This window comes from Nocardia sp. NPDC050413 (genome assembly GCF_040655475.1).
Taxonomy (GTDB): Bacteria; Actinomycetota; Actinomycetes; order Mycobacteriales; family Mycobacteriaceae; genus Nocardia; species Nocardia coubleae.
The window spans coordinates 112,225-136,573 of record NZ_JBFAJZ010000014.1 but is presented as its reverse complement, the minus strand read 5'-3'; the positions used below and the strand labels follow the sequence as shown (position 1 = coordinate 136,573).

The following is a 24,349-nucleotide window of genomic DNA, read 5'->3' as shown; positions in this document are numbered from 1 at the left end:
AGCGGCGTAGCGGCCCGGCCGCGAGTTAGCCGCCGTTGCGCATGCGCGAAGCGCGAGCAACGGTGGCTAACTCGCGGCCCTCCAGGGGCCGCGCTCGAGCGCGCCAGCGCTCCAAAAACACAGCCAGCACCTCATGGGCGCAATACACCGAGTGCCTACCCTGCCTACACTGCGCGGCATGCGCGTGGAACCTCCCGAGACCCAGCTGAGCGAACGCGAGCGGTTCGGGATCCGGGTCGAGATCGGCGTCGTACTGCTGGTGACTTTCGGCCTCAGCGGGATCAGCGCGGGCCTTTCACTGCTCGATTCCGCGCTGTCACCGGGTGGGGTCGGCGGGCGAACAGTCGCGCTGAACGCGTCACGCTCGAACAACTCGGTCATCGACCTGTTGTTTCAACTCGTCGGCATCACGCGGCTGCTGGCGTGGGCCGCGCTCGGCCTCTACCTGTTGTGGCGCAGCGGAATCGGGCCGCGCCTGGTCGGTTTGGCGCGGTTCGGCCGCACCGACGCGGTCGCGGGTGTGGTGCTGGCGGCGGTGATCGGGATACCGGGGCTCGGCCTGTATCTGCTCGCCCACGCGCTCGGAGTGAGCGTGACCATCGTGCCGAACTCGATCGACGAACACTGGTGGCGCCTGCCGGTGCTCATCGCGTCGGCCTGTGCGAATTCGGTCGCCGAGGAGGTGATCGTTGTCGCCTACCTCATCAGCAGGCTGCGCAAACTCGGTTGGTCGGAGAACGGTTCGCTGCTCGCCTCGGCGCTGCTGCGTGGTAGTTACCACCTGTACCAAGGTCTGGGTGGTGGGCTGGGCAATATCGTGATGGGTCTCATCTTCGGCCGATACTGGCAGCGGACGAACCGGCTGTGGCCGCTGATCCTGGCGCACGCTCTCATCGATGCCGTCGCCTATCTCGGCTACAACGTGCTGCGCGGACGCGTCGGTTGGCTACCGTGACGGCGTGTCACCGCGCGGCGCGCTAACGGTCGGGCCGACCATGGGTATGCAGTAGTGACCGCGCACGCAAACCCAGCCCGCGCACCCCACGATCAGTAGAGTTCGACAGTGATGAACGGCGACAACCCACGCGATGATCCACGCAGGCGCCGGGTGCCGCCGCCGACCGGCCGCCCCGGCCCGCCGCCCGATGCCCGGCGACCGCCGCCTGTCCCGGGCCGACCCGCGCCCGACGCCCGGCGCCCTCCGCCCGTTCCCGGCCGCCCCGGTCCCGCACCCGATGCGCGGCGTCCCGTGCCGCCCCCGCCCGGGGCGGGCCGACCCGGCTACCCGGCACCCGAGGGGCCGACCGTCCGCCACACCCCGCACGACCGCCGCCCCGCTTCGCACATCGAACCCACCCAGGTCCTGCACCGTGACGGCCGCGACAACCAACCCCTCGCGTACTCACAGGCGCCTCAGCCCGCACAGGCGCCCCCGGCTCCCCGCGAGCAGAAGCCGCGCAGACGCGAACCGGTGCAGCACGCCCCGACGCAGCGACCGGTCCCCCATCACGACGCGGTTCCGCCACGTAGGCGCACCCCACCGCCCGTGGTCGGGGGCCGCGCACCACGTCCGCCGCGTCCCCGTCGCAGGCGCCACCCGTTCCGCTGGTTCACGGTGGTGGTCGTCGCGCTGATCGTGGGCATGATCGCCGGTGTCGTCTACCTGGACAACTCGCTGACCCGCATCCCCGCCCTCGCCTCCTACAGCGACCGGGTGGGCGACACTCCCGGCACGAACTGGCTGCTCGTCGGTTCCGACGGGCGCGGTGACCTGTCCGAGGACCAGGAAGCCGAACTGGCCACCGGCGGTGACACGGGCCCCGAACGCACCGACACGATCATGCTGGTGCACATCCCGTCGTCGGGCCCGACCACCATGGTCAGCCTGCCGCGCGACTCGTATGTGAGCATCCCCGGCCACGGCAAGGACAAGCTCAACGCCTCCTTCGCGCTCGGCGGCGCACCGCTGCTCGTACAGACCGTCGAGGTAGCCACCGGCGTGCGCATCGACCATTACGCCCAGATCGGTTTCGGTGGTTTCGCCAGTGTCGTCGACGCGCTCGGCGGTATCGAAATGTGTTTGGACCAGCCGATCGTCGACCCGCTGGCCGGTTTGGACCTGCCCGCGGGCTGTCAGGAACTCAGCGGCCCGCAGGCACTGGGTTTCGTGCGCACCCGCGCGACCCCGAACGCCGATGTGGACCGGATGAATCATCAGCGCATGTTCATGTCGGCGCTGCTGAAGAAGGCGACGAGCATGGGCACGCTCGCCAATCCGTTCGCGCTGTGGCCGATGGCGACGGGCGTGGCAGGCTCGCTGAAGGTCGACGAGGGCGACCACATCTGGAACCTCGGCGCGCTCGGCTGGGCGATGCGCGGCGACACGGTGACGACCAGCGTGCCGATCGGCGGCTTCACCGATACCGATGTGGGCAATGTGCTGCTCTGGGACAAGGCCAAGGCGCCCGGCTTCTTCGACGCGCTCGCCAAGGATCAGCAGATTCCGGAGGATCTGCTCACCCGGTAACGTCGACTCATGGCCGACTTCACCGAACTCCTGCGTGACCAGATCCGCCACGGACTCACCGCGGCCCAGCAGTACCTGGCCGCGGCCGTCTACTTCGACGCGCAGCGATTGCCGCAGCTCGCCGACCAGACCTATGCGCATGCGGCGCGACATCGCGGCCACGCGCTGCGCATGGTGCAGTACCTGCTGGACCGGGACGTGGCGGTGCGGGTCGGCGGGCTCGACGAGGTTCGTCCCGATTTCGATGCCCCGCGCGAGGCGATCGCGTTCCTGCTCGCGCGCGAGGAGACGATCACCACCCAGATCAGCGCGCTCGCGGCGACTGCTCGCGCGGCCGGCGACTATCTCGGCGAGCAGTTCACGCAATGGTTCCTGCGGGAGCAGGTCGACGAGGTCGCCGCGCTCACCACCTTGCTCGCCGTGCTCGACCGCGACGGCAATTTGTTCGATGTGGAAGAATTCGTTCGGCGCGAACTGCCGGGAACTGCGAAAACGTATGCGACGGCCCCGAAAATGGCGGGCGAAGGCCGGGCTTAGTTAGGAAATACTTGCTTAGGAAATACTGTCCTCAATAAGGCTGCACTTGGATGACAAGCCTTCTGACCAGCGCTAATGTGGCCCGCATGTCGATTCATCCGGAACCCCCCCGCAGCAAATTCCACAGCCTGCTCCAAGACCAGATCCGGCATGAGTTCAACGCCGAACATCAGTACATCGCCATTGCGGTGTGGTTCGACAACAACGACTTGCCGCAGCTGGCCAAACGGTTCTACGCGCAGTCGGTCGAAGAACGCAATCACGCGATGATGATCGTGCAGTATTTCCTCGACCGCGATATCAGCGTCGAGATCGCGGGCATCGACGCGGCGAAGTCGAGCTTCGAGAACGCACGCGAGCCGATCGAGCTGGCGCTGGCCCAGGAGAAGACGGTCACCGATCAGATCGTGCGGCTGGCGAGTACCGCCCGCGAAGAGGGCGACTACCTCGGCGAGCAGTTCATGCAGTGGTTCCTGAAGGAACAGGTCGAAGAGGTCGCCGCCATGACGACGCTGCTCAATATCGCCGAGCGCGCCGGGTCGAACCTGTTCGATCTCGAGGCCTTCATGTGGCGTGAGCTGAGCACCCCGAAGGACGCCTCGGGCGCGCCGTCGGTCGCCGGCGGCAGCGTCTGACCCGCAATTGGTGAAGGGATCGACCCGGGTGTACCGGGCCGATCCCTTCGTCGTCTCACCAGCCGGAGCCGGAACCGCCCGAGCCGGTGTTGGCGAGGATGGTGCCGATCACCATCTGTGCGAGACCGGCAACAGAGCCGAGAAATTCCATGATGTCCTCCGACTTTCACTGACGCCGAGCGTCGGCGTTGGGGTCAACCTACCGACCGAACAGTGTGAAAGTGGAATGTTTCGTTAATTTCATGCGCACGGAAATGTTCAGCGCAGGGTGACCTGACGCGAACGCAGGCCGTCGCGCGAACGCCGCTCCTCGCTCGTCATCGGGGCGTCCGAGGCCAGTGCCTCGGCCAGGCGCGCACCGAATTCGCGTGCGGGCGCCTCCCATTCGGTGGGGTGGCGCTCGGGATCGAGGTCGAACACCGGAACGAGCACACCGTGGGTGCGGAAGGAACCGGCAAACCGCGAACCCTCGCCCATGTGCAGGCCGCCGCCCGCGTGCACCCGCGCCAGCGCGAGCATCAGGGCGTCCTCGTCTTCCGGACGCACCCATCGCACGTGCGCCTTCTCGCCCGCGTCGACCCACCACGCCGCGCCGACACCGTCGGCACCCAGATCCAGGCGGGCCGAGGGCATGATCGCCTGCTTGGCCTGCTCGATCGTCGCGGCGACCTGCGGGTCGGGGGTCACGCCCTCGGGCACCCACCAGTCGAAGTCCTGGTGCACGGTGAGCTCCAGGTCGGCACCGGGGTCGATGACGTCCGCCAGGCGCGGCCCGCCCTCGACGGCCTCCGGGGCCGTGAGCGACTCGCCCGGTTCGGCCGACTGCGTCCACAGGATCGCGGCGGCGATATCGGCCGACGGATCGGCGCCACGGAACTGCATCTGCGTGCCGACGAAGCCGACCGGCTCGTCACCGGCGCGCACCAGGGCGGCGACCGCGCCGGGCAGCACCGTCGCCAGGGTGACCTCGCGCTGCGCGGCCACGCCGGGCGCCAGCTTCAAGGTCGCGGTCGCCGACGGCACGAACTCCCGCAGCGCCACCAGATCACATTCGGCAGCAAGACCTTCGAACGGTCGCGTCACGACCGCCGATGCCTGCTCCTGCGCCGCACGCCGCTCGGCGAGACGCTGAGCCCGATTACTGTCGGGCTTAGGACTGTTCCGCTTGCTTTTACCCACGGCACGGAGTTTATGGCCGCCGATCACGTCGCGGCCCCGCGCCCCCGTTCTCGGAGTCAAGCGCCGAGAACCGCGGCCCCGGCCGCCAATGTCACAGCGTGGCGAGCAGCGCTTTGGTGCGGCCCGGGTGGTTGGTCGCCACCCAGCTGACGCCGAGGTCGGCGCACAGCTGCACATCCTCGGGATCGTCGACGGTCCAGCAGTAGGTGGCCCGGCCGGCCGCGGCGGCCTTGTCGACGAGTTCCGGGTGCTCACGAAGGGTTTTCACCGACGGACCGACCGCCGTCGCGCCGACCGTCGTCGCCGCGCCGCCGCCGAGGAAGCGCGAGGATTCGCCGAGCAGCACCGTCGGCAGCAGCGGTGCCGCGCGCCGGATGCGCCAGACGGCGGTGGCGGCGAACGACATCACCACCGCGCGCGAATGATCCGCCGAGGCGGGGGTGGCGATGCCGAAGCGCTGGAGTTCGGCGAGCACCTTGTTCTCCACCAGGGCGCCGTAGCGCACGGGGTGTTTGGTCTCGATGAAGAGTTTGGTCGGGCGGCTGCGCCAGTCGAGGACGAGGCCGATGAGGTCGCTCAGGGCGAGCACGCCGGCCGGTGCGTCCTCGGTGCCGAAGTTCATGTCGCGCAGCTCGTCCAGGGTCAGCTCGCTGACCAGGCCCGTCGCGTCGGCGGTGCGGTCGACGGTGCGGTCGTGCACGCACACGAGGTGGCCGTCGCGGGTGAGCCGGACATCGCACTCCACCCCGTCGGCGCCCTCGGTCAGGGCGAGTTCGTAGGCGGCGAGAGTGTGCTCGGGAAGCTCCCCCGACGCACCACGGTGCGCGACGACGAACGGCGCGCGATTGCCCTGACTCACTTGGCCACAACCTCCTTGTGCGGATTCTCGCCCGGCTCGGCGGATTCCGAACGTTCTGTCTCCTCGGCCGTACTCGCACCGCCCGGTTCCACCGGCGCGATGACCTCCTGCGCCGGGTCGGCGGCGATCAGCAGGCGGTGCGCCGAACGGGGATTCCCACGCAGGTCACGTCCCTCGAGCAGGCGAACCGTCCACAGCGTGAGCACCGCGAACCCGGCCGCGCACAGGTCGGTGAACCCGGTGAACGAGACACCGTCGGCCTCGGCTTGCAGGGTAGAGGCATTGCGCCACAGCGTCGCGGCGAGGAACAGCACCCCGCTCGTCGCCCAGGCAGCCCACCAGATCCGCACCGCACGCAACGCGCGTGGATCGGGATGTGCCGCGGCGAGTTCGGTGAGGAAGACACCGGGCCAGACGAGGTTCACACCCGGGATCACGCAACCGGCGATCAGTGTCCACGATCGGCGCGGGTCGCGGCTGCCGTGTGCCGCGTAGGCGGCACGGCGGGCCTCGATCAGCCACGAGACCAGCGACAGCGCCGTGAGCAGCGCGAGGATCGGCGCGAGCGTTCCGAACAGCCACACGGTGGCGTCGGAGATCCAGAGCAGCCAGCTCGGGATCAGGCGGGTGCGGTTCTGCAGCAGGATCAGGTAGCGGCCGTATTCGGCGAGGCCGGCGAGCACGAACGCCGCCGCGGTCATGACGAGCAGCCGGTCACGCCGGTCGGCGATGCCGCGCAACGGCCTGCGCGGTGCGCGCGGCTGGGCGGGCGGCGGATCGAGCAGACCCCAGCGCGGCACCTCGGTGTAGCGGGGAGTCGGACCGGGGTCGGCGCGAACGGTGCGTGCGTTGACGCGGCGGTCGCGATGATCGGGCCTGCGGGCGACCCAGCGGTAATTGCGTTTCTCCGGCGGCGCGTCCACCTTGCCCGGTGACAGCAGCACGCCACGGCAGCGCGGGCACCAGTGCATCGGCGCGCCCTGCACGGCCCACCGCGCGCCACAGCGTGCACATGGTTGCACCACCGAACTCACCCGCGCACCCCGTTCCGGACTAGTAGATCTTGGCTTCGTGGTCGCCGTCGGCGACCACCGGACGGCCGGTCTGCTGCCAGGCGACCATGCCACCGGCCACATGACAGGCCTCGTACCCGATGTGGGTCAGGTACTTGACCACCTCGATCGAGCGCCCGCCCTGCCTGCACACCACGTAGACCTCGGCGTCGATGTCGATGTCGTCGAGACGGGCGGGGACGTCGACCATCGGGATGTGGATGGCACCCGGTGCGTGCCCGAGCTCCCATTCGTCGGGTTCGCGCACGTCGAGCAGCTGGGCGCCGGGGACCGGTTCCGCGCGGTCGAACCCGGCCGGTACCTCGCCCACCGGCACCGTGGGGACATCGGAGCTCGTCACGCCTCGATCCTGCCATGCCCGAAGCGGTGCCGGGCGCCGTGTGCGTGGTCTGTGGACCGATCTCGGTTATCCACAGAATCCACAGCTCGATCCACAGGTCTCAGCAATCGATCAGCACACAATCGGGCGAGTCCGCCCGTCGAGGGGGATTCGAGCTGGTTCGCGCGGCATGGGAACGACCGATCCGGGACTCCCCTCCTGACATCCCGGAGCGGTCGTTCGCCGCTGACGTCGGGATTTCGCGTCCGCAATGATCCCGACATCTACTTGGACGCACGCCGGGCCGTTTCGGTTCCATAAAAACGACATCACTAGTGAAAATCCCATTTCGTGGGATCTGGGCGGGCGGATCGGTAGCCTGAGCGCATGAACCAGAGCAGGGGGCTACTCGACAGTTTCGACCGCAACGGCCTGAATACCGCTTTGTCCGAATCGACCTGTCTCGGTGTGGAGGTGGACGCCGACGCGGGCAAGCTGCAGCTGTGCCTGGCGGTGCTCACCCAGCCCGCCGACGGCGCCGAACCCGGTGAGCGCAAAGTGCTGCTCACCTTCACCGGTGTCACCCGCGTCGCCGCGTCGCTGCGCATCCAGCGCTGGGACGACATCGACGCCCGCGTCCTTCCCCTCACCATCGACCAGCTCGACGAGGCCATCGAGAGCTTCGGCGGCGGCGGCCTGCACGGCTGGGAGTTCATCGACGTCGACGACAGCGGCTGGACGCTGTGGAGCGAGCTGCTCAGCTTCGACACGGTGCTCGACCAGCGCATCGCCGCACATGTCATCGAGTTCTCCCAGGAGGAGGGCATCGATCCGCGCGAACTCGACGTCCGAGTATGGTTCGACAAGATCACAATTACCGACCTGGACGGCCGCGAGATCCCGATGGCCGAGTTCGTCGAGGGCGGTCGCCGCTGGTGGGCCGCCCACGACTCGGGCGACGCCCGCGCAAGCAAGGCAGACGTCGCGCCCCCGCTGTAATCGGCTGGGCCATCAGAAATACAGCCCGCGCGTCGTCGGTTGCACGAATCGGGTGTACGAATGATGGTTGGTGTGCTCGATCGGATGGGCGCACACAGCCCGACACAGGAAAGGGACAACGTGGCCGAGTACACGCTGCCGGATCTGGATTACGACTACAGCGCACTGGAGCCCCACATCTCGGGGCAGATCAACGAGATCCACCACTCCAAGCACCATGCCGCCTACGTCGCCGGCGCGAACACCGCGCTGGAGAAGCTGGAAGCCGCGCGCGAAGCGGGCGATCACAGCGCCATCTTCCTGCACGAGAAGAACCTGGCCTTCCACCTGGGTGGTCACGCCAACCACTCGATCTGGTGGAAGAACCTCTCCCCCAACGGTGGTGACAAGCCGGAAGGCGACCTGGCCGCGGCCATCGACGACCAGTTCGGTTCGTTCGACAAGTTCCGCGCGCAGTTCACCGCGGCCGCCAACGGCCTGCAGGGTTCGGGCTGGGCCGTCCTGGGTTACGACACCCTCGGCCAGAAGCTGCTGACCTTCCAGCTGTACGACCAGCAGGCGAACGTGCCGCTCGGCATCATCCCGCTGCTGCAGGTCGACATGTGGGAGCACGCCTTCTACCTGCAGTACAAGAACGTCAAGGCCGACTACGTGACCGCGTTCTGGAACGTCGTCAACTGGGCCGACGTGCAGGACCGCTTCGCCCGCGCCGTCAACCAGGGCAAGGGCCTCATCTTTGGGTGAGTAGTACTTCCGTGAAGGGCCTCCCGGCGTTCGCCCGGGGGGCCTTTTGCGTGGAATGACCAGTTCCTGGCACTCAGTGGTACTTGTGTGCCAATAGGGTTCGGGGCTATTCCTGACTTATCCGTAAGTCGGGAGGTCGTCATGACTGTTCAGGGGCCGATCGGGTTCACGCCGTTTCAGGCGGATGGTCGTTTGCGGGGATTCGTGGTGTCGGGGCGGTGGCCGGATACCACCAAGGAGTGGGCGCAGGTGCTCGTGCTCGCCGTGCGGGTGGCGTCGCTGCCTGGCCTGCTGCTCACCAGCACGGTGTTCGGGGTGCGTGAGGAGTTGCCCGACGATCCGGAACCCGACACCGTCGGTCTCGTCCTCGCGGAGGGCCCGGTGGTCGGTGACCAGGCGATCGAGCCGGGGCGTTTCGCCGAGCATGTGCCGCCCGCCCTGCTGATGCTGCATCCGCCGTCGCAGACCCGGCCGTCGCTGCCCGAGTGCGTGGGCGCCGCGTCCGGGTGCGTGCTGCTGCCCGGCGTGCCGCATCTGGGTTTGGAGCATCGGGCCGCCTGGGCCGAGGCCGAACTCGACGGCACCGTCACCTCCCTGGTGAGCCGGGTGGGCATGGATCTCATCAGCGACCCGGATACCGCCGTGCTGGCAATGCTGTTGGCTGCCTGAATCTTTCGCGACCCCGGCCCGGCGAATCGCTGGCAACAGGGTTTCCCGATCCGGAATTCAGGGGAACCGAACTATCCGGGCCGCTCAGCCAAACTTATTGTGTCCGTTGCCCTTTCGATGATGCGATGTTGGCATTCCGGGAGCAACCGCGCTAGGGTGGACGACAGCGAAGGGGAGTAGCCCGCAATCGCCCAGTCGACATACTGATCGCCGCCACCACCGGCGCGGTCCGGCTGCGCGAACCGGTAGTCACCGGTGGGCGAGACCTTCGGCCACGAAACCGATCATTCGACCGGTGTGGCTGAAGGCATCCCGTCTCAGCCGCAGGCCGGAAGTTGTTACCTGGGAGCTGAATTCATTGATCGCCACGATCCTGCTGAGCTTCGGCGTGATCTTCCTGGCCGAGCTGGGCGACAAATCGCAGCTGATGGCGCTGACCTTCTCGCTGCGCTACCGCTGGTGGGTCGTCCTGGCCGGAATCAGCGTCGCCAGTGTCGCCGTGAACCTCATCGCCGCGGGTGTGGGCCACTTTCTCGGCACGGCGTTGCCGGCTGGTGCCATCGCGGTGGTGACCGCGCTCACCCTGCTGGCCGTCGGCGTGTGGACCCTGCGCGACGCGCTCGCCTCGGCCGACGACACCGAGACCGCCCCCGAACCACCGAGCACCCGCAATGCGTTTCTCGTGGTGATCTCCGCCTTCATGCTCGCCGAACTCGGCGACCGGACCATGTTCGCCGCGGCCGCGCTCGCCTCGAACAACAGCTGGCTCGCGGTGTGGATCGGCTCGGTGGCAGGCATGGTCGCCGCGGGTGGGCTGGCGATTCTGGTCGGCAAGTTCGCGGGTAAGCACCTGCCCGAGCGCGGGATCGCCATCGCCTCGGGTCTGCTGTTCCTGTTCTTCGCCGGTAAAACCCTGCTCGACGCCTTCGTCCCCGGCGTCGACGGCGTCGCATCCCTCGCGCTCGCCCTGCTCGCCCCCGCCCTCACCGGCGCCGGGGTGCTGGCCTGGCGGTTCTCCCGGCGTGAGCGCGAGCCGGTTGATCAGCCGGCGAAGGCGTTGCCGTAAACCGTGCCCGAGCGCTGCGCCAACGCGATGAGCTGATCCTTCAGCTCCCACAGGCTGTCGAGGTCGCCCCCGGCGATCTTGCCGGTGACCATCGCGCCGATCGCCGCCGCCAACGTGGCGCAGGCGAAACGCTGCTCGTCGGTTTCGGCGCCGAGCATCGCCGCGACCACCGTGACGAACCGGTGCTGTAGGTCCATCCGGGCCGCGATCGCTGCCGGTCCCGCGGCGTACACCTCGACGAGGAACAGCCGCGCGGAGGCGGGATCGTCGATCAGGTGCTGGAAGTAGGCGGTGAGGATGCGGTCCATCCGGGTCGGCGCGTCGGCGTCGGCGAGTTCGGCGATGGTGTCCTGCAGGCGGTCCGAGAGGAGCTTGGAGGCGCGGTCGAAGGCGGCGCGGAAGCAGTCCTCCTTGGAGCGGAACTGCTCGTAGAACGTCTCGCGTGACACCCCGGCGCGTTTGAGCACCGCCGCGACCGGCGTGCCGACATAGCCGCTCTCGCACATTGCCTCCCCCATCGCGACGAGGATGCGTTCGCGCTGGGACGCGACCACTTCCTCGCGCGAGAGGCGGTGGCGCCCGCGTGGCAGCTGACGCAGGGTCGATCCGGGTTCCTCACTCATTGCCGTTCCATTCTGCGCGGCCGGGCCGGTTGGTCGGTGGTGAACGGTGCGTCCTCGTTGCGGGCGATCTCGACGGCGCGCGCCACCCTGTTGCCGTGTAGTCGTTGCACGACCAGCTGGGCGAAGGGGCGAAGCGGCCGGGCCATCGCCACCCACCACGGCGCGTACACCGTGGCCTTGCGGCGGGCCACTGCCCGTTCCATGGCGTCGACCGCCGGGCCGATCGGCGAGATCCCCGCCAGGCTCGTGCCGCCGAGGATGGTGTGCGCGGCGGCGGTGTCGAAGCCGCGCACGGTCATGTCGGTGTCGATTCCCGCGAAGTAGGTGACGCCCACTTTGGCTCCCGTGGAAGACAATTCGAAGCGCAGCGTTTCCGCGAGCGCGGCCACCGCGGCCGCCGACGCACTGTAGGCGCCGCCGAGCGGCAGCTGCACGGCACTCGAGATGGACGACATCATCAGGACGTACCCATCCGCGTGCGCGATATACGGGCCAGCCGCCTGCACCGCGTACGCCACACCGAGGACGTTCACCGCCAGCGTCTCCTCGAGCACCGACGCGTCGCCACCAACCATCGCCATCTGCTTGGCGATCCCCGCGTTGGCCACCAGCACATCCAGCCCGCCGAGTTCGGCGATCAGCACCGGAATCACCCGCCCCACCTGGGCCGGGTCGGCCACATCGCAGTAGCGCCACGGCACATCACCGCATTCCGCGGCCACCTCGGCGAGCAGTTCCGGCTCGATCCCGAGCAGCGCGACCCGCGCCCCCTTCGCCGCCAGCCGCCGCGCCAGCGCAGCACCGATCCCGCGCGCGGCACCCGTGATCAGGACCCTGCGCCCGGCCACGCTCGGACCGGCGAACGATCTCATGACGGCACGCTACCACCGGCAAACACCGCTGTTCGCGACGATTTCGGCTACGCCGAGGTAGGGGTGCGCCACACCACACCCCGGAACGTTATGGTGCATTATTGGCAGAAGGCCGATAAGGCCGAAAACCACGACCGGTCTCGGCGCGTCGCCGCCTCTGGACTGACCGAAGGGTGCGACGAAGGAGTGCCCGTAGGGAGGGAAGAGGCGGCGCTTAGCGCCGAGACCCGCGGCGCCAGCCGCCAATAAACACAGGAGATTTTGTGGAGATTTCTGGTTCCGCCGCAATCGTCACCGGAGGCGCGTCCGGTCTCGGCGCCGCTACCGCCAAGCGCCTGGCCGAGGCGGGTGCCACCGTGTTCGGTCTCGACATCCCGCAGTCCATCGAGCGCGCGGGCGACAGCGTGCCCGACGGTGTCACCCTGATCGCCGCCGACGTGACGAGCAACGACGAGGTCGCCGCTGCCGTCGCCCAGGTGACCGAGGGCCCGGCGCCGCTGCGCATCGTGGTGAACTGTGCCGGTGTCGGCTGGGCGGGTCGCATCCTGTCGAAGAACGGCCCGCACGATCTCGAGCTGTTCCGCACCGTCATCACCGTGAACCTGCTCGGCACCTTCAATGTGATGCGGCTGGCGGCCGACGCCATCGCCAAGACCGAGCCGGTGGACGAGTACGGTCAGCGCGGCGTGGTCGTGAACACCGCGTCGGTGGCGGCGTTCGAGGGCCAGATCGGTCAGATCGCGTACTCGGCGTCCAAGGGTGGCGTGCACGGCATGACCGTGCCCGCCGCGCGTGACCTGGCCCAGTTCGGCATCCGCGTGAACACCATCGCCCCCGGCATCATCGATACCCCGATGCTGGCCGGCGTCACCGAGGACTACCGCAAGAACCTCGAGGCGGGCGTCCCGTTCCCGTCGCGGCTGGGCCGCCCCGACGAGTACGCCCAGCTGGTGGAGTACATCGCCCGCCACGACTACCTCAACGGCGAGACCATCCGCATGGACGGCGCCCTGCGCATGGCGCCCAGGTAAGCAGTCGAATACCGAACGGCGCCTTCCCTTTCGGGAGGCGCCGTTCGGCGTTTCTACAGGACGCGCTCGAAGGTGATGAGGGCGCGGCCCGGGCCGTTGTAGTTCGCGACCGGTCCGGTCACCGTGAAGCCGAGGCTGCGGTGGAAGTCGATCGAGGTGTAGTTCGACGGTGAGGTGATGGCCGACACCAGCTTTCGGCCGTCGGCGCGCACGATCGTGAAGAACTCGTCGTAGAGGGTGCGGCCGAGGCCGGATTTGCGGGCGTCGGGACGCACGGCGACGAAGTGGATGTAGGCGGCATCGGCGTCGGCGGGCGAGCCGAAACCGATGAGGAATCCGGAGATTCCGGCGTCGTCGGAGGCGATCAGGCTGGTGCGATGGAAGTGGTCGAGGAACATGCGCGGCAGGTTGTGCGTCACGGCCCGCCCCCACCAGTCGTCGACCACCCCGATCAGTTCGTCGTAGTCCTCGGGACGTGCTCGCCGGATCTCGTGCCCACCCATATGTCCATGGTGGACCGAAATCGCTTATTCGGCACGGTGTTCGATCCGGTTCACGCGCCGACGGCAGACCGGTCCACCGGTTCGATGGGTAGCCGCAGGGCCGCGGGGGCACCGGCGGGCACAACGGGAGCACGCGGTGGGACCGGCGCGATCCGACGGTACGGCTGCCCCATCGGCGGCCGCGGATCGGCCTCGCCCCGGTTCGGCCACAGCGCGGCCGCCCGTTCGGCCTGCGCGGCGATGGTGAGTGACGGGTTGACGCCCAGGTTCGCCGAAATGGCCGAGCCGTCGACGATGCTCAGTCCCGGATAGCCGTGCACCCGGTGGTAGGGGTCGATCACGCCGGTGGCCGGATCGGCGCCGATGGCGCAGCCGCCGATGAAGTGCGCGGTCATCGGAACACCGAAGACATCGGGCCAGGTGGTGCCCGCGGTGGCGCCGAATTTCTCGGCGACCCTTCGGGTCACCTCGTGCCCGGCCGGAATCCAGGACGGATTGGGGTGGCCGTACCCCTGCTTGCTGGTGTAGCGGCGGCCGAACAGCCCACGCTTGGTGTAGGTGGTGATGGAGTTGTCCAGGCTCTGCATCACCAGCAGGATCAGGGTTCGCTCGCTCCAGCGTGTGGTGCGCAGCAGACGAACGGTGCGGATCGGGTGACGGCCCGCGATGCCGAGCACCCGCAGCCAGCGCGGTGTGCGCTGGTCGCCGTCGACGAGGTATGTGTTCAGCAGGCCCATCGCGTTGGAACCCCGGCCGTAGCGCACCGGTTCCACGTGGGTGTCGGGCGTCGGGTGGAACGAGGAGGTGATCGCCACCCCGGTGGTGACCTCGATGTCGGGATTCACGGTGGTACGGCCCGCGCCGAGGATGGCCTCGGAGTTGGTGCGGGTGAGCACACCCAGGCGCGGCGACAGCGCGGGCAGGACGGCGCGGTCGCGCATGCGGAACAGCAGTCGCTGGGTGCCCCAGGTGCCCGCGGCGAGCACCACGCGGTCGGCGGAGAACGTGGTGCGCTGCTTGCGGAGCCAGCTGCCGGTGCGCTCGGTGTCGACGAGCCAGGTGCGGTCGGTTTGCGGCCGCAGGGCCGTCACGGTGGTCATCGGCAGCACGGTGGCCCCGGCCTGCTCGGCCAGCCCGAGATAGTTCTTGACCAGCGTGTTCTTGGCGCCGTGCCGACAGCCGGTCATGCATTCGCCGCACTTCACGCAGCCGGTGCGGGCGGGGCCGACACCGCCGAAGTACGGGTCGGCGTCGGTGCGGCCCGGCTCGCCGAAGTACACCGCGACGGGAGTCGGCACGAAGGTGTGCCCGACGCCCATCTCCTCGGCCACCGCCTTGATGACGGTGTCGGCCGGGGTGTGCAGCGGATTTCGGACCACTCCCAGCATGCGGGTGGCCTGCTCGTAGTGCGGGGAAAGTTCGGCTTCCCAGTCGGTGATGCCCGCCCACTGCTTGTCACCGAAGAACGCCTCCCCCGGCTTGTACAGCGTGTTGGCGTAGTTGAGCGACCCGCCGCCGACACCGGCTCCGGCCAGGATGAAACAGTCGCGCAGGCGATGGACGCGCTGAATGCCGTAGCAACCGAGTCGTGGCGCCCACAGGTAGCGGCGCAGGTCCCAGTTGGTCGAGGCGAAATCGGCGTCGGCGAACCGGCGGCCCGCCTCCAGCACGCCGACCCGGTATCCCTTCTCCACCAGCCGCAGCGCCGTGACGCTGCCGCCGAAACCCGATCCGACGATCAGCACGTCGTAATGGGTGTTCACGTCCACCATTGTGGCGAGCCTACGAGCCGGGCGCCGAACCGTAATCGGGCTCGACTGTCCTTGCCCGAGGCCATATATCGGCGCACGCACGACTGGGAACTGTCACAACACCGCCGAAGCACGGGGCCACCTGCCGCAGGCGACCGTCCAGCCGTAAGACCACGGCCTCGGCCGCCGGCGGGAGCTGCCGCCGCACCCCAGGCGAAGAGCCGCCCCCGACGAGAACTGCTGTGCCGCAGCACAAGCAGTCACGCCGAGGGCGGCATCGTGTCACACGGTGCGGGTGAGACGCTCGGTCAGCAGGTGGGCGAAGCGGGCGGGGTCCTTGAGTTCGCCGCCCTCGGCGAGCACGGCCGTGCCGTACAGCAACTCGGCCGTCTCGGTGAGCTCGGGGACCTTGCCCGCGTCGGCGTCGGACTTGCGCGCGTCGTAGGCGTCGCGCAGGCCGGTGACCAGCGGGTGGGTCGGGTTGAGCTCGAGGATGCGCTTGGACTCCGGCAGCGCCTGGCCCGAGGCGCGGTACATGCGCTCGAGCATCGGGGTGAAGTCGAAGACGTCGCCGACCAGGCAGGCCGGTGAGGTGGTGAGCCGGTTGGTCAGGCGCACCTCCTTGGCGACCTCGGACAGGGTCTTGCCGAGCCAGGTGAGCAGATCGGCGAAGTCCTTGTCCTGCTGTTCGCGCAGGGCCTCGGTCTCCTTCTTCTCCTCCTCGGTTTCCAGGTCGACCTCGCCCTTGGCGATGGACTGGAACTTCTTGCCGTCGAACTCCGGCACCGAGCCGACCCACATCTCGTCGACCGGGTCGGTGAGCACCAGCACCTCGAGCCCCTTGGCCTTGAAGGCCTCCAGGTGCGGCGAATTCTCCACCTGCGCACGGCTTTCGCCGGTCATGTAGTAGATCGCGTCCTGGCCGTCCTTCATCCGCTCCACGTACTGGGCGAGCGTGGTGAGCTCGGACTCGGAGGCGGTGGAGGCGAAAGAGGAGACGGTGAGCAGGGTTTCGCGGTTGTCGGTGTCGGACAGCAGGCCCTCCTTGAGAACCCGGCCGAACTGGGTCCAGAAGGTCTGGTACTTGGTCTGATCCTCGGCCGACTGCAGATCCTTGACCGTCGAGAGCACCTTCTTCACCAGGCGCTTGCGGATCATCTGGATCTGACGGTCCTGCTGCAGGATCTCGCGTGACACGTTGAGCGAGAGGTCCTGCGCGTCGACCACACCCTTGACGAAGCGCAGGTACTCCGGCATCAGCTCTTCGCAGTTGTCCATGATGAACACCCGGCGCACGTAGAGCTGCACGCCGCGCTTGTGCTCACGGGTGAACAGGTCGAACGGCGCGGTCGAGGGCAGGAACAGCAGCGCCTGGTACTCGAAGGTGCCCTCCGCCTTCATCGGGATGATCTCGAGCGGATCGTCCCAGGCGTGGCTGACGTGGTGGTAGAACTCCTTGTACTCCTCGTCGGTGACCTCGCTGCGCGGGCGCGTCCACAGCGCCTTCTGCGAGTTCAGCGTCTGGTCCTCGACGACGGTCTTCTCGACCTTGTCCTCGCCCTCGCCCTCCATCACGGTCCGCTCGACCTGCATGCGGATCGGCCAGGCGATGAAGTCGGAGTACTTGCGGACGATCTCGCGCAGCTTCCATTCCTGCGTGTAATCGAAAAGGTGATCGTCTTCGTCCGGCTTCTTCAGCGCCAGCGTCACCGAGGTGCCCTGCGGTGCGTCGGTGACGGTGTCGATCGTGTAGGTGGAGCTGCCCGCGGCGGCTTCCCAGCGGGTGCCCTCGGTCTCGCCCGCCTTGCGGGTGGTGAGGGTGACCTTGTCGGCGACCATGAAGGTCGAGTAGAAGCCGATACCGAACTGGCCGATCAGCTCCTCGGCCGCGGCGTCGGACTTGGCTTCGGTGAGTTTGCGGCGCAGCTCGGCGGTGCCGGACTTGGCGAGGGTGCCGATCAGATCGATCACCTCGGCACGGGACATGCCGATGCCGTTGTCGCGCACGGTCAGGACGCGCTCGTCGGAGTCGACCTCCAGCTCGATGTGCAGATCGGCGGTGTCGGCGACGAGGTCCTTGTCCTGGAACGTGGCCAGCTTGAGCTTGTCCAGTGCGTCGGAAGCGTTCGAGATCAGCTCCCGCAGGAACGTGTCTTTGTTGGAGTACACCGAGTGGATCATCAGCTCGAGGAGCTGGTGGGTCTCGGCCTGGAACTCGAGTGTTTCGACTGCTTCTGTCACGCCGACAATGTTATTACCGGGCGAAGTCCTTGAGCGAGGGAACCTCAACTACAGCTCTAGTGGTCATCCATTCGCGCAGCACCTGGGTGGCGCGCACGTCGTCTTCGTTGTATTCGAGCAGCCGGGTGCGCTGGGACAGGTCGCTGTCGGCGTCGTAACCGACGGCACGGCGGTACCAGCCCATCGACGCTTCACCACCGGCTTCGGGATCGCGCCAGCCGAACCCGGCCACGGGGGCGATCTTCTTGAGGCCCTTGCCGTTCGGGCAGATGAACTGGTCGGTGACGGCCTGGAACATGTCGACCCACTCGGGTGAGTCGACGAAGGCGCGCACCTCCTCGTGGGTGGGGATTCCGGGTCTGCCCGCGAAGCGCCGGGCCGACTCGTAGAGCCACTTGTCCTCGGCGGTGCGCGAATAGCAGTAGGCGGCGAAGGTCTTGCCCGCCGCGTGGGCTCGCGCGCGCTGCGCCATCAGCCAGGTCCAGAACTCGCCGAAGGAGCGGCCCTCGTCGTCGGTGGGCAGCGGGTCCCAGGTGACGAAGGGGCGGTACACGTCGTCGAGCAGGGTGCCCCAGAGGTAGGCACCGTCTTCCTGGTAGCTCTCCAGGTCGACATCGATCTCCACGTCGGCCCGGCGCACGCTGACGGTGTCGAAGCGCCGGACCAGCGGCGCACCGGCGATCCAGGCGCGCGCGGTGACGACGGTCTCGGTGAACGGGCCGTGCTGCCAGTCGTCGGGTTCCTCGCCGACCCAGGCGGCCAGTTCGTCGATGGTCTGCACGCCGTGCACGCGCAGCACCTCGGCCCGCGAACCGGGCGCGACCAGACTCACGTCCCGCATCGCCGCCAACGCACCCTCACACCCGGGCTCGGCAGTGCCTGCCTGCTGCGCTCCCGAGGGCCCTGCGTGGTCACGCTCCGCTACCTCCTCCGGGCCCGCCGGTCGCTGCGCCGGATCGGGGCCACGCACCCACCAGGGGCACTGCCTGCACTCGGGCACCTTCGACGGCTGGGTGGGCAGTTCGCCGCGCACCACCGCGATGCGGTCGGCGTAGCGCAGGTCGTAGTCGGCGAGCACACCGGTGAGGTCGTGCACGAGGATGCGGTCGAACGCGAGACCGATGGCGCCGCCGACCAGCGCGGGACTGGCCAGGCCGTGGCGCTGCAACATCCGGTAGAGGTGGGCCAGGCGCTGCTGGTCGCGCGGCTGGGGACGCAGCTTCACGTGCTTGTCGCGCCGCGGCTCCCAGCGGAACAGGTCCGAGGTGAGCGGGTGGAAATCGGCCGGGTCGGGCCGGCGCGGGTCGGTGACCTTGTGGTTGACGACGATGATCGGGATATATCCGCCGCGATCGGCGTCGCGCAGCAGGAACTCGGCGCCACCACGGCGGCCGGTGTCGGGTTCCTGGGGCAGCAGACCACCCCAGATACGCGACGCGCCCGCCCGCATCGCGGCCATCGTCGCGTCGGCGCGCGCACCGGCTCGCAGCGCCGGATCGATCACGACCCAGTCGTCCGGGGCGGCGCCGACCAGTTCGTCGCGGACCTTGGTGCGATACGCGGTGGCCGCCTCGCGCCGCTGCTGCACGCCCGGGTCTTCCCTGACCTCGGCGAGCATGCCCGGATTGGCGGCGTCCAGGCGCAGCCGGTGGCGGCAACCGATGAGCGAGCGCGCGTCGAGGAAGGCTGTCGGGGAGCCGCCGCGAGCGGCCGAAGTGGCCGTTGTGGGCTCGGTTTCGAGCGCAGCGGAAGCCGGGGCCGGGATCGTCACCGGCCCGCTGTCGAAGTTCTCCTCGGCTGCACGCACACCAGCAGTATGGTCCTTACCCCCGACACATTGCCCAATCGCTACCCTGATCCCACTACGCTACGAAGTACGGCAGGCCGGTCCGGACGGCGCTGCCTCGTGACTTGGCGAGCATGACGGAGGGCCTGATCTCATGGGGTTGTTCAGCAAGCGTAAGCGGCGGCCAAGTCGTCGCGCGGAGGCGAAGGCGCTCAAGCACAAAGCCGCCGTCGAGGCGAAACTCAGCGCCAAGAACGAGCGCAAGGCGGCCAAGGCGGGCGAGCGGACCACCCGCCGCGCGCTGAAGGCGCAGGCCCGCACCGAGGCCAAGGTGGCCAAGGCGCAGATCGCCGCGCTGCAGGCCGAGGAGAAGGCGGCACAGAAGCTGGCCGCCAAGGCCGACCGTGAACTGTTCAGCGCGGCCCAGATCCGCAAGTACATCGGGGTGGCGCGGGTGCTGATCCCGGTGCTCGCGCCGCTGGCCTACCGTGGCGCCACCCTGGTGCGCGGGCAGCTCGACGCGCGCAAGGCACAGCAGCTCGGCATCGGTCTCGACCAGCTCGGCGAATTCAGCGGCCACGGCGCCCGCCTGCAGGCCCGCATCACCAACACCGAGAACGCGCTGGACAAGATCGCGGCCGACTCCCCCGACGGCGAGACCAAGAAGTTCGTCGAGGCGGCCCGTTCGCGGCTGACCGACCTCACCGTCGCCGTGCGCACCGCCGAGCAGATGCCCGCGGCGCGCCGCAAGGCCGTGCACACCTCCATCTCCACCGAACTGTCGGTGCTGGAAAACGACGCGCTGGCCCGTCTCGGCGTCCGCTGAACCTGTGACGACGCCGCAGCTCACCTCCCGCCTGCGCGGTGGTGGCTGCGGCGTACTCGTCGGCGCGCTCGCCGTCGCCGCGCACGGTATGGCCGGTGGTGGCGTGCCGCGCTCGGCGGAAATCGCGCTGTTGCTGCTGGTTTCGCTCGCGACGGGCGCGTTCGCCGGGCGCCGGGCTCTCCCCACCTTCGCGCGTCGTGCCGATACCGGGTGGTTGCGGGCAGCGGGAGCACTCCTCGGCGGTCAATGGGCCGGGCACTACGCGCTGACCGGAACGCTCGATCATCACGGCGGTGTTCTCGATGTGCTGCACCTGCCCAGTGCGCCGATGGTCGTGGCGCACCTGCTGGCCGCGTTCGTCTGTGCGGCACTGATTCTCGTTGCCGAACAGCTGTATCTCGTTGCGTCGGGCGTGATCCGGGCGGTGCTCACCGTTCCGCGAATCGACATCACGCACCGTGCCGCGCGCTGGACGGAATCCGTCGACATCGTCCTCGGCACCCGCCTGGAAGGTGTGCGATGTCCGCGCGCACCGCCGCTGTCCGCCTGATCTCACTCGACATCAGAACTCTTCGGACAGAAGGCATTCCATGCACAACTTCATCACCCGTGGGACGGCAACGGCCGGTCTCGCGGCCGCACTCGTGCTCGCCGCCTGCGGTTCGGCGGCGGCGCACGTCACCGTCGACGCGCCCGGCGCCGCCAAGGGCAAGTACACCGTTGCCACCTTCAAGGTGCCCAACGAATCCGACACCGCCTCCACCACCTCGGTGAGCGTCACCGTGCCGAACCTGAAAAGCGTTCGCACCGAACCGATGCCGGGCTGGTCCTCACGCATCGAACGCAACGACAAGGGCGAGGCGGTGGCTGTGGCCTGGACCGCCGAGCCGGGCAACCCCGGTGTCGGACCGGGCCAGTTCCAGCGTTTCGTGCTCTCGCTCGGACCGCTGCCCACCCAGGACGAGGTGACCTTCCCCGCGCGGCAGACCTACAGCGACGGCAAGGTCGTCGCCTGGGATCAGGCGAGCACGGGCGGCGCCGAGCCCGAATACCCCGCGCCCACACTGGCACTCAGCGAATCGGGTGGTTCCGACGGCGGTGACCACCACGTCGCCACCGACGAGCCCGCCGAAGCGGAGTCCGACTCGGTGGCTCGCTGGACCGGCGGTATCGGCCTGGCACTCGGACTGTTCGCCGCCGCGCTCGGTCTCGGGCTCGTCGCGCGGTCGAGGAAGTCGTGATGGAACGCTGTCAGACTCCTGCGGTGTCCGGGCGCTCGCGACAGACCTCGCCCCACGTCGTCGTGCCGAACGAGGTTGTTGCCGAGATCAATCGATCGGCGCGGCGTCGCCTGGCACGGCGGTTCGCCGTCACCCTGGTCGCCGGCCTGTTCGCCCTGATCTTCGGCGCGACCGGCATCGCGAACGCGCACTCCGGTGCCGTGAGCAGCGTTCCCGAGGACGGTTCGTCGATCGAGGCGGGCCCGGCGCGCGCGAGCATCACCTTCAACGAGGAACTGCAGCAGACGTTTCCGTCGCTGACGGTGGTCGGCCCGGACGGGCGCCTGTGGTCCAAGGGCAAGCCGGTGGTCGAGGGCCGCACGGTGAGTGTGGAAGTGGGTGAACTCGGGCCGGTCGGCGAATACACCATGGCGTTCCGGGTGACCTCCGCCGACGGTCATCCCGTCAGCGGGACGCGGACCTTCACCCTCACCAAGGAAGGCACCGGGACACCGGGCGCCAAGCCGGGTGAGGACGAGGGCTCCGACGGCGAAGAGTCCGGTGGCGTGCCCGTGTGGGTGTTCGTCGCCGGTGGTGTCGTGCTGTTCGGCGTCGGTCTCGCAGTGGCGCTGCTCGGCACCGGCCGCAAGAAGTAGCCGCCGATGACGACCGGAGGCCGGTGGCGCGTGCTGGTTCCGGTCGTCCTCGCCGCCCTCGCCGGGGTGGTGCTCGCCTGGATACTGCGCCGGATCGGCGGTTTTCCGGCGGCGGCGTGGGCGCGGGTGATCGCCGACGGCGCGGGCGCGACAGTGCTCGGGCTGGCCGCGCTGCCCCGCCTCGACCACCGGCTCGCGGTGGCGTGGCGGCCGGTCGCGGTGCTGGCCACGATCTGGCTGGGCGCCGAGTTCACCGTGCTGGTGTGCGAGGCGGCGGGCATCGTCGGCGTGCCGGTGCACGAACTCGCCGCGGGCGAATTCGGCACATTCCTCGGCAGGCTCAGCGGCGGGCAGATCGGGATCGCCATCCTCTTCTGCACCGCCGCCGTCGCCTGCTACGCCGCATGGGCGTTCCGCCGACCCGATGACGCCTCGGCCGACCTGGTCCTGGTGTTCGCGGCGGTCGCGCTCGCCCTGCGGCCCATCACCGGGCACATGTCGCAGCAGGTGCTCGGATCGGTGCTCGTCGCGGTGCACGCCCTGGCCGCGGCGGCGTGGTTCGGGCTGTTGCTCGCGCTGGCACTCGTGGTGCGCACGCGCGGCGGCTGGGCGAACGCGCTGCCCCGCTACTCCACCGCAGCCGCGCCGCTGGTCGCGGTGCTCGCGGCGACCGGGCTCATCGACGGCCTCGTGCGCCTCGGCTCGGTGCCCGCCCTGGTGACCACCGGCTACGGACGGATCATGCTGGCCAAGGTGGTCGTGCTCGCGATGCTCGCCGGGCTCGGCTGGTGGTGGCGACGCACCTGGGTGGGCCGGGCCGCCGAACACCGCGTCACCGCCGACGTGTCGGTCCGCAACGCGGCGATCGAGGTGACGCTCATGGCGGTGGCGCTCGGCTTGGCCGCCACACTGGCCGTGACCGCTTAGACGCCATACAAACGCATTACAGTTGCCGGTATGAGCGACGTGAGGATTGTCGAAGACTGCGCAGCGCCTGCCGAGACGGCATTCGCCTTTGTCAACGACTATCGCAACCTGCCGAAATTCTGGTACGGCATCGAGTCCTTCACCCCGGTCACCGACCAGACCGAAGGTGTGGGCGCGAAGTTCGACGGGAAGATGAAGCTCGGCCCCGCCTCGCTCACCTCCCGCATCGAGGTGGTGCGCTGGGAGGAGGGCTCGGTGATCGGCACCAAGTCGATCAAGGGATTCGAGATCCTCTCGACGTTCGTCTTCACGCCCAAGGGTGCCGACACCAGCACCATCGACGCGCACATCCAGTACTTCGTGCCCGGCGGTATCGCGGGCAAGATGCTCGGCCGGACCATCGAGCCGTTCATCAAGATCGCCGTGAAACACACCACCGAGGCCCTCATCAGCGAGATCGAGAAGGCCCACCGCCCGACCACCTGACACAATCGGCGTCATGACCGAATCAGCGAATGTAGTGGCAACCGCCGATCTAGCCGATGAGATCGGCCCCGAGATCCGCAGCTGCGATACCCAGTTCATCCAGTTCGGTGGCCGTCAAGCGTTCGCCGGGCGGATCACCACGATCCGTTGCTTCCAGGACAACCTGCTGGTCAAGCAGACCCTCGGCGAGCCGGGCGAGGGCAAGGTGCTGGTCGTCGACGGCGGGGCGAGCGTGCACACCGCGCTGGTCGGCGACATCATCGCGGGCCGCGGCGTGGACAACGGCTGGGCGGGCGTCGTCGTCAACGGCGCCGTGCGCGACTCGGCCATCCTGCGCACCCTCGACATCGGGGTGAAGGCGCTGGGCACCAACCCGCGCAAGAGCACCCAGACCGGCAGCGGCGAACGCGATGTGCCGGTGGAGTTCGGCGGCATCACCTTCGTGCCGGGCGAGATGCTCTACAGCGACCACGACGGCGTCGTCGTCCGCGCGGAGGACTGAGAACTCGCACAGGGTGCGGGTCAGCCCTCGCTGACCCGCACCTTGTGACCGGCTAGGACAACCACGTCGCCGACCTGCAGTTGCCTGCCGCGGCGCAATTCCACCTCGTCGTTGACCCGGACCAGACCCTGGGCGATCACCGACTTGGCCTCCGAACCGGAATCGATCAGGTTGGCCAGTTTGAGGAATTGCCCGAGCCGGATGACCTCGTCATCGATCGGCACGTCCACTGGTTCCGACATGCGCTAATACTTACCCCGTCGGGAAATCCGGTAGTCCACCGGGCCCCACGGTGACGAACACGCCGTCGGCGACCCC

Annotated in this window: 27 protein-coding genes; 16 read left to right on the top strand and 11 right to left on the bottom strand. The window is 68.6% G+C overall.

Features of this window, described 5'->3' with window-relative positions; all coding sequences use genetic code 11:
- The first annotated feature begins 178 nt into the window (after positions 1–178).
- The 4 genes from AB0I19_RS26160 (at position 179) to AB0I19_RS26145 (ending at position 3,699) form a co-directional block, all read left to right on the top strand.
- The gene (locus tag AB0I19_RS26160) at positions 179–955 is read left to right on the top strand and encodes a CPBP family intramembrane glutamic endopeptidase (RefSeq protein ID WP_357152029.1); all 777 of its coding nucleotides are present in this window, start codon (positions 179–181) and stop codon (positions 953–955) included.
- Positions 956–1,066: 111 nt separating this feature from the next.
- Positions 1,067–2,527, top strand: a complete 1,461-nt coding sequence (locus tag AB0I19_RS26155; RefSeq protein WP_357152027.1) for an LCP family protein — start codon at positions 1,067–1,069, stop codon at positions 2,525–2,527.
- 9 nt (positions 2,528–2,536) lie between these two features.
- Positions 2,537–3,064, top strand: coding sequence for a ferritin-like domain-containing protein (locus AB0I19_RS26150; protein ID WP_067495283.1), 528 nt, complete (start codon positions 2,537–2,539; stop codon positions 3,062–3,064).
- Between the two features lie 86 nt (positions 3,065–3,150).
- Complete coding sequence (locus tag AB0I19_RS26145; protein WP_067495280.1) at positions 3,151–3,699, top strand: ferritin; 549 nt, start codon at positions 3,151–3,153, stop codon at positions 3,697–3,699.
- 258 nt (positions 3,700–3,957) lie between these two features.
- On the opposite strand, the gene AB0I19_RS26140 is transcribed toward AB0I19_RS26145, so the two are convergent.
- The 4 genes from AB0I19_RS26140 to AB0I19_RS26125 all read right to left on the bottom strand — a co-directional run bounded on the left by AB0I19_RS26140 (position 3,958) and on the right by AB0I19_RS26125 (position 7,150).
- Complete coding sequence (locus tag AB0I19_RS26140) at positions 3,958–4,878, bottom strand: DUF5926 family protein (RefSeq protein WP_067644351.1); 921 nt, start codon at positions 4,876–4,878, stop codon at positions 3,958–3,960.
- Between the two features lie 91 nt (positions 4,879–4,969).
- Entirely contained in the window at positions 4,970–5,737 is a 768-nt protein-coding gene (locus tag AB0I19_RS26135; RefSeq protein WP_067495278.1) for a glycerophosphodiester phosphodiesterase, read from the bottom strand.
- Positions 5,734–6,771 carry a DUF4328 domain-containing protein gene (locus AB0I19_RS26130; protein WP_357152023.1) on the bottom strand — a complete coding sequence of 346 codons (1,038 nt, stop codon included), beginning with the start codon at positions 6,769–6,771 and terminating at the stop codon, positions 5,734–5,736. Before AB0I19_RS26130 ends, AB0I19_RS26135 begins: the two co-directional genes overlap by 4 nt.
- Before the next feature lie 19 nt (positions 6,772–6,790).
- On the bottom strand, positions 6,791–7,150 hold the full coding sequence (locus AB0I19_RS26125) for a rhodanese-like domain-containing protein (protein WP_084457547.1): 360 nt from the start codon (positions 7,148–7,150) through the stop codon (positions 6,791–6,793).
- A 366-nt stretch (positions 7,151–7,516) separates the two neighbouring features.
- On the opposite strand from AB0I19_RS26125, the gene AB0I19_RS26120 reads away from it, so the two are divergent.
- From AB0I19_RS26120 to AB0I19_RS26105, 4 genes are all read left to right on the top strand, one after another.
- Entirely contained in the window at positions 7,517–8,128 is a 612-nt protein-coding gene (locus tag AB0I19_RS26120; RefSeq protein WP_357152020.1) for a hypothetical protein, read from the top strand.
- A gap of 120 nt (positions 8,129–8,248) precedes the next feature.
- Complete coding sequence (locus AB0I19_RS26115) at positions 8,249–8,872, top strand: superoxide dismutase (protein WP_067495485.1); 624 nt, start codon at positions 8,249–8,251, stop codon at positions 8,870–8,872.
- Positions 8,873–9,013: 141 nt separating this feature from the next.
- A complete protein-coding gene (locus AB0I19_RS26110) occupies positions 9,014–9,541 on the top strand; it encodes a peptidase (protein WP_067495270.1) in 528 nt (175 codons plus the stop codon).
- A 358-nt stretch (positions 9,542–9,899) separates the two neighbouring features.
- Entirely contained in the window at positions 9,900–10,607 is a 708-nt protein-coding gene (locus AB0I19_RS26105; protein WP_067644146.1) for a TMEM165/GDT1 family protein, read from the top strand.
- Here the strand turns inward: AB0I19_RS26105 and AB0I19_RS26100 are convergent.
- Entirely contained in the window at positions 10,583–11,230 is a 648-nt protein-coding gene (locus AB0I19_RS26100; RefSeq protein WP_067495265.1) for a TetR/AcrR family transcriptional regulator, read from the bottom strand. The two genes, AB0I19_RS26105 and AB0I19_RS26100, sit on opposite strands and share 25 nt — an antisense overlap.
- Entirely contained in the window at positions 11,227–12,102 is an 876-nt protein-coding gene (locus AB0I19_RS26095) for an SDR family NAD(P)-dependent oxidoreductase (RefSeq protein ID WP_357152016.1), read from the bottom strand. The genes AB0I19_RS26100 and AB0I19_RS26095 overlap by 4 nt, the downstream gene beginning before the upstream one ends.
- Before the next feature lie 263 nt (positions 12,103–12,365).
- Here AB0I19_RS26095 and AB0I19_RS26090 point away from each other — a divergent pair, with 263 nt between their 5' ends.
- Entirely contained in the window at positions 12,366–13,133 is a 768-nt protein-coding gene (locus AB0I19_RS26090) for an SDR family NAD(P)-dependent oxidoreductase (RefSeq protein ID WP_067495259.1), read from the top strand.
- Positions 13,134–13,186: 53 nt separating this feature from the next.
- Here AB0I19_RS26090 and AB0I19_RS26085 read toward each other — a convergent pair whose 3' ends face one another.
- From AB0I19_RS26085 to AB0I19_RS26070, 4 genes are all read right to left on the bottom strand, one after another.
- Positions 13,187–13,636 (bottom strand): GNAT family N-acetyltransferase, encoded by a 450-nt coding sequence (locus tag AB0I19_RS26085; protein WP_357152012.1) that lies wholly within the window; start codon positions 13,634–13,636, stop codon positions 13,187–13,189.
- A 50-nt stretch (positions 13,637–13,686) separates the two neighbouring features.
- Positions 13,687–15,408 carry a GMC family oxidoreductase gene (locus AB0I19_RS26080; RefSeq protein WP_357152009.1) on the bottom strand — a complete coding sequence of 574 codons (1,722 nt, stop codon included), beginning with the start codon at positions 15,406–15,408 and terminating at the stop codon, positions 13,687–13,689.
- Between the two features lie 261 nt (positions 15,409–15,669).
- A complete protein-coding gene (gene htpG, locus AB0I19_RS26075) occupies positions 15,670–17,628 on the bottom strand; it encodes a molecular chaperone HtpG (protein ID WP_357152007.1) in 1,959 nt (652 codons plus the stop codon).
- 13 nt (positions 17,629–17,641) lie between these two features.
- Complete coding sequence (locus AB0I19_RS26070) at positions 17,642–19,435, bottom strand: TM0106 family RecB-like putative nuclease (protein WP_357152004.1); 1,794 nt, start codon at positions 19,433–19,435, stop codon at positions 17,642–17,644.
- A gap of 133 nt (positions 19,436–19,568) precedes the next feature.
- Here AB0I19_RS26070 and AB0I19_RS26065 point away from each other — a divergent pair, with 133 nt between their 5' ends.
- From AB0I19_RS26065 to rraA, 7 genes are read left to right on the top strand one after another with little or no spacing between them, the layout of a single operon-like run.
- A complete protein-coding gene (locus tag AB0I19_RS26065; protein WP_067495246.1) occupies positions 19,569–20,240 on the top strand; it encodes a DUF6474 family protein in 672 nt (223 codons plus the stop codon).
- Positions 20,241–20,244: 4 nt separating this feature from the next.
- On the top strand, positions 20,245–20,790 hold the full coding sequence (locus AB0I19_RS26060; RefSeq protein WP_357152001.1) for a hypothetical protein: 546 nt from the start codon (positions 20,245–20,247) through the stop codon (positions 20,788–20,790).
- 40 nt (positions 20,791–20,830) lie between these two features.
- Positions 20,831–21,481, top strand: a complete 651-nt coding sequence (locus tag AB0I19_RS26055) for a YcnI family protein (protein ID WP_357151998.1) — start codon at positions 20,831–20,833, stop codon at positions 21,479–21,481.
- Positions 21,481–22,116, top strand: a complete 636-nt coding sequence (locus tag AB0I19_RS26050; protein WP_357151996.1) for a copper resistance CopC family protein — start codon at positions 21,481–21,483, stop codon at positions 22,114–22,116. The genes AB0I19_RS26055 and AB0I19_RS26050 overlap by 1 nt, the downstream gene beginning before the upstream one ends.
- 6 nt (positions 22,117–22,122) lie before the next feature.
- Positions 22,123–23,043, top strand: a complete 921-nt coding sequence (locus tag AB0I19_RS26045) for a CopD family protein (RefSeq protein ID WP_357151993.1) — start codon at positions 22,123–22,125, stop codon at positions 23,041–23,043.
- Between the two features lie 30 nt (positions 23,044–23,073).
- Positions 23,074–23,529, top strand: a complete 456-nt coding sequence (locus AB0I19_RS26040; RefSeq protein ID WP_225281666.1) for an SRPBCC family protein — start codon at positions 23,074–23,076, stop codon at positions 23,527–23,529.
- Positions 23,530–23,542: 13 nt separating this feature from the next.
- On the top strand, positions 23,543–24,031 hold the full coding sequence (rraA, locus tag AB0I19_RS26035; protein WP_067495230.1) for a ribonuclease E activity regulator RraA: 489 nt from the start codon (positions 23,543–23,545) through the stop codon (positions 24,029–24,031).
- Between the two features lie 20 nt (positions 24,032–24,051).
- Here rraA and AB0I19_RS26030 read toward each other — a convergent pair whose 3' ends face one another.
- Positions 24,052–24,273, bottom strand: coding sequence for an RNA-binding S4 domain-containing protein (locus AB0I19_RS26030; protein WP_067495227.1), 222 nt, complete (start codon positions 24,271–24,273; stop codon positions 24,052–24,054).
- Positions 24,274–24,349 lie beyond the last annotated feature (76 nt).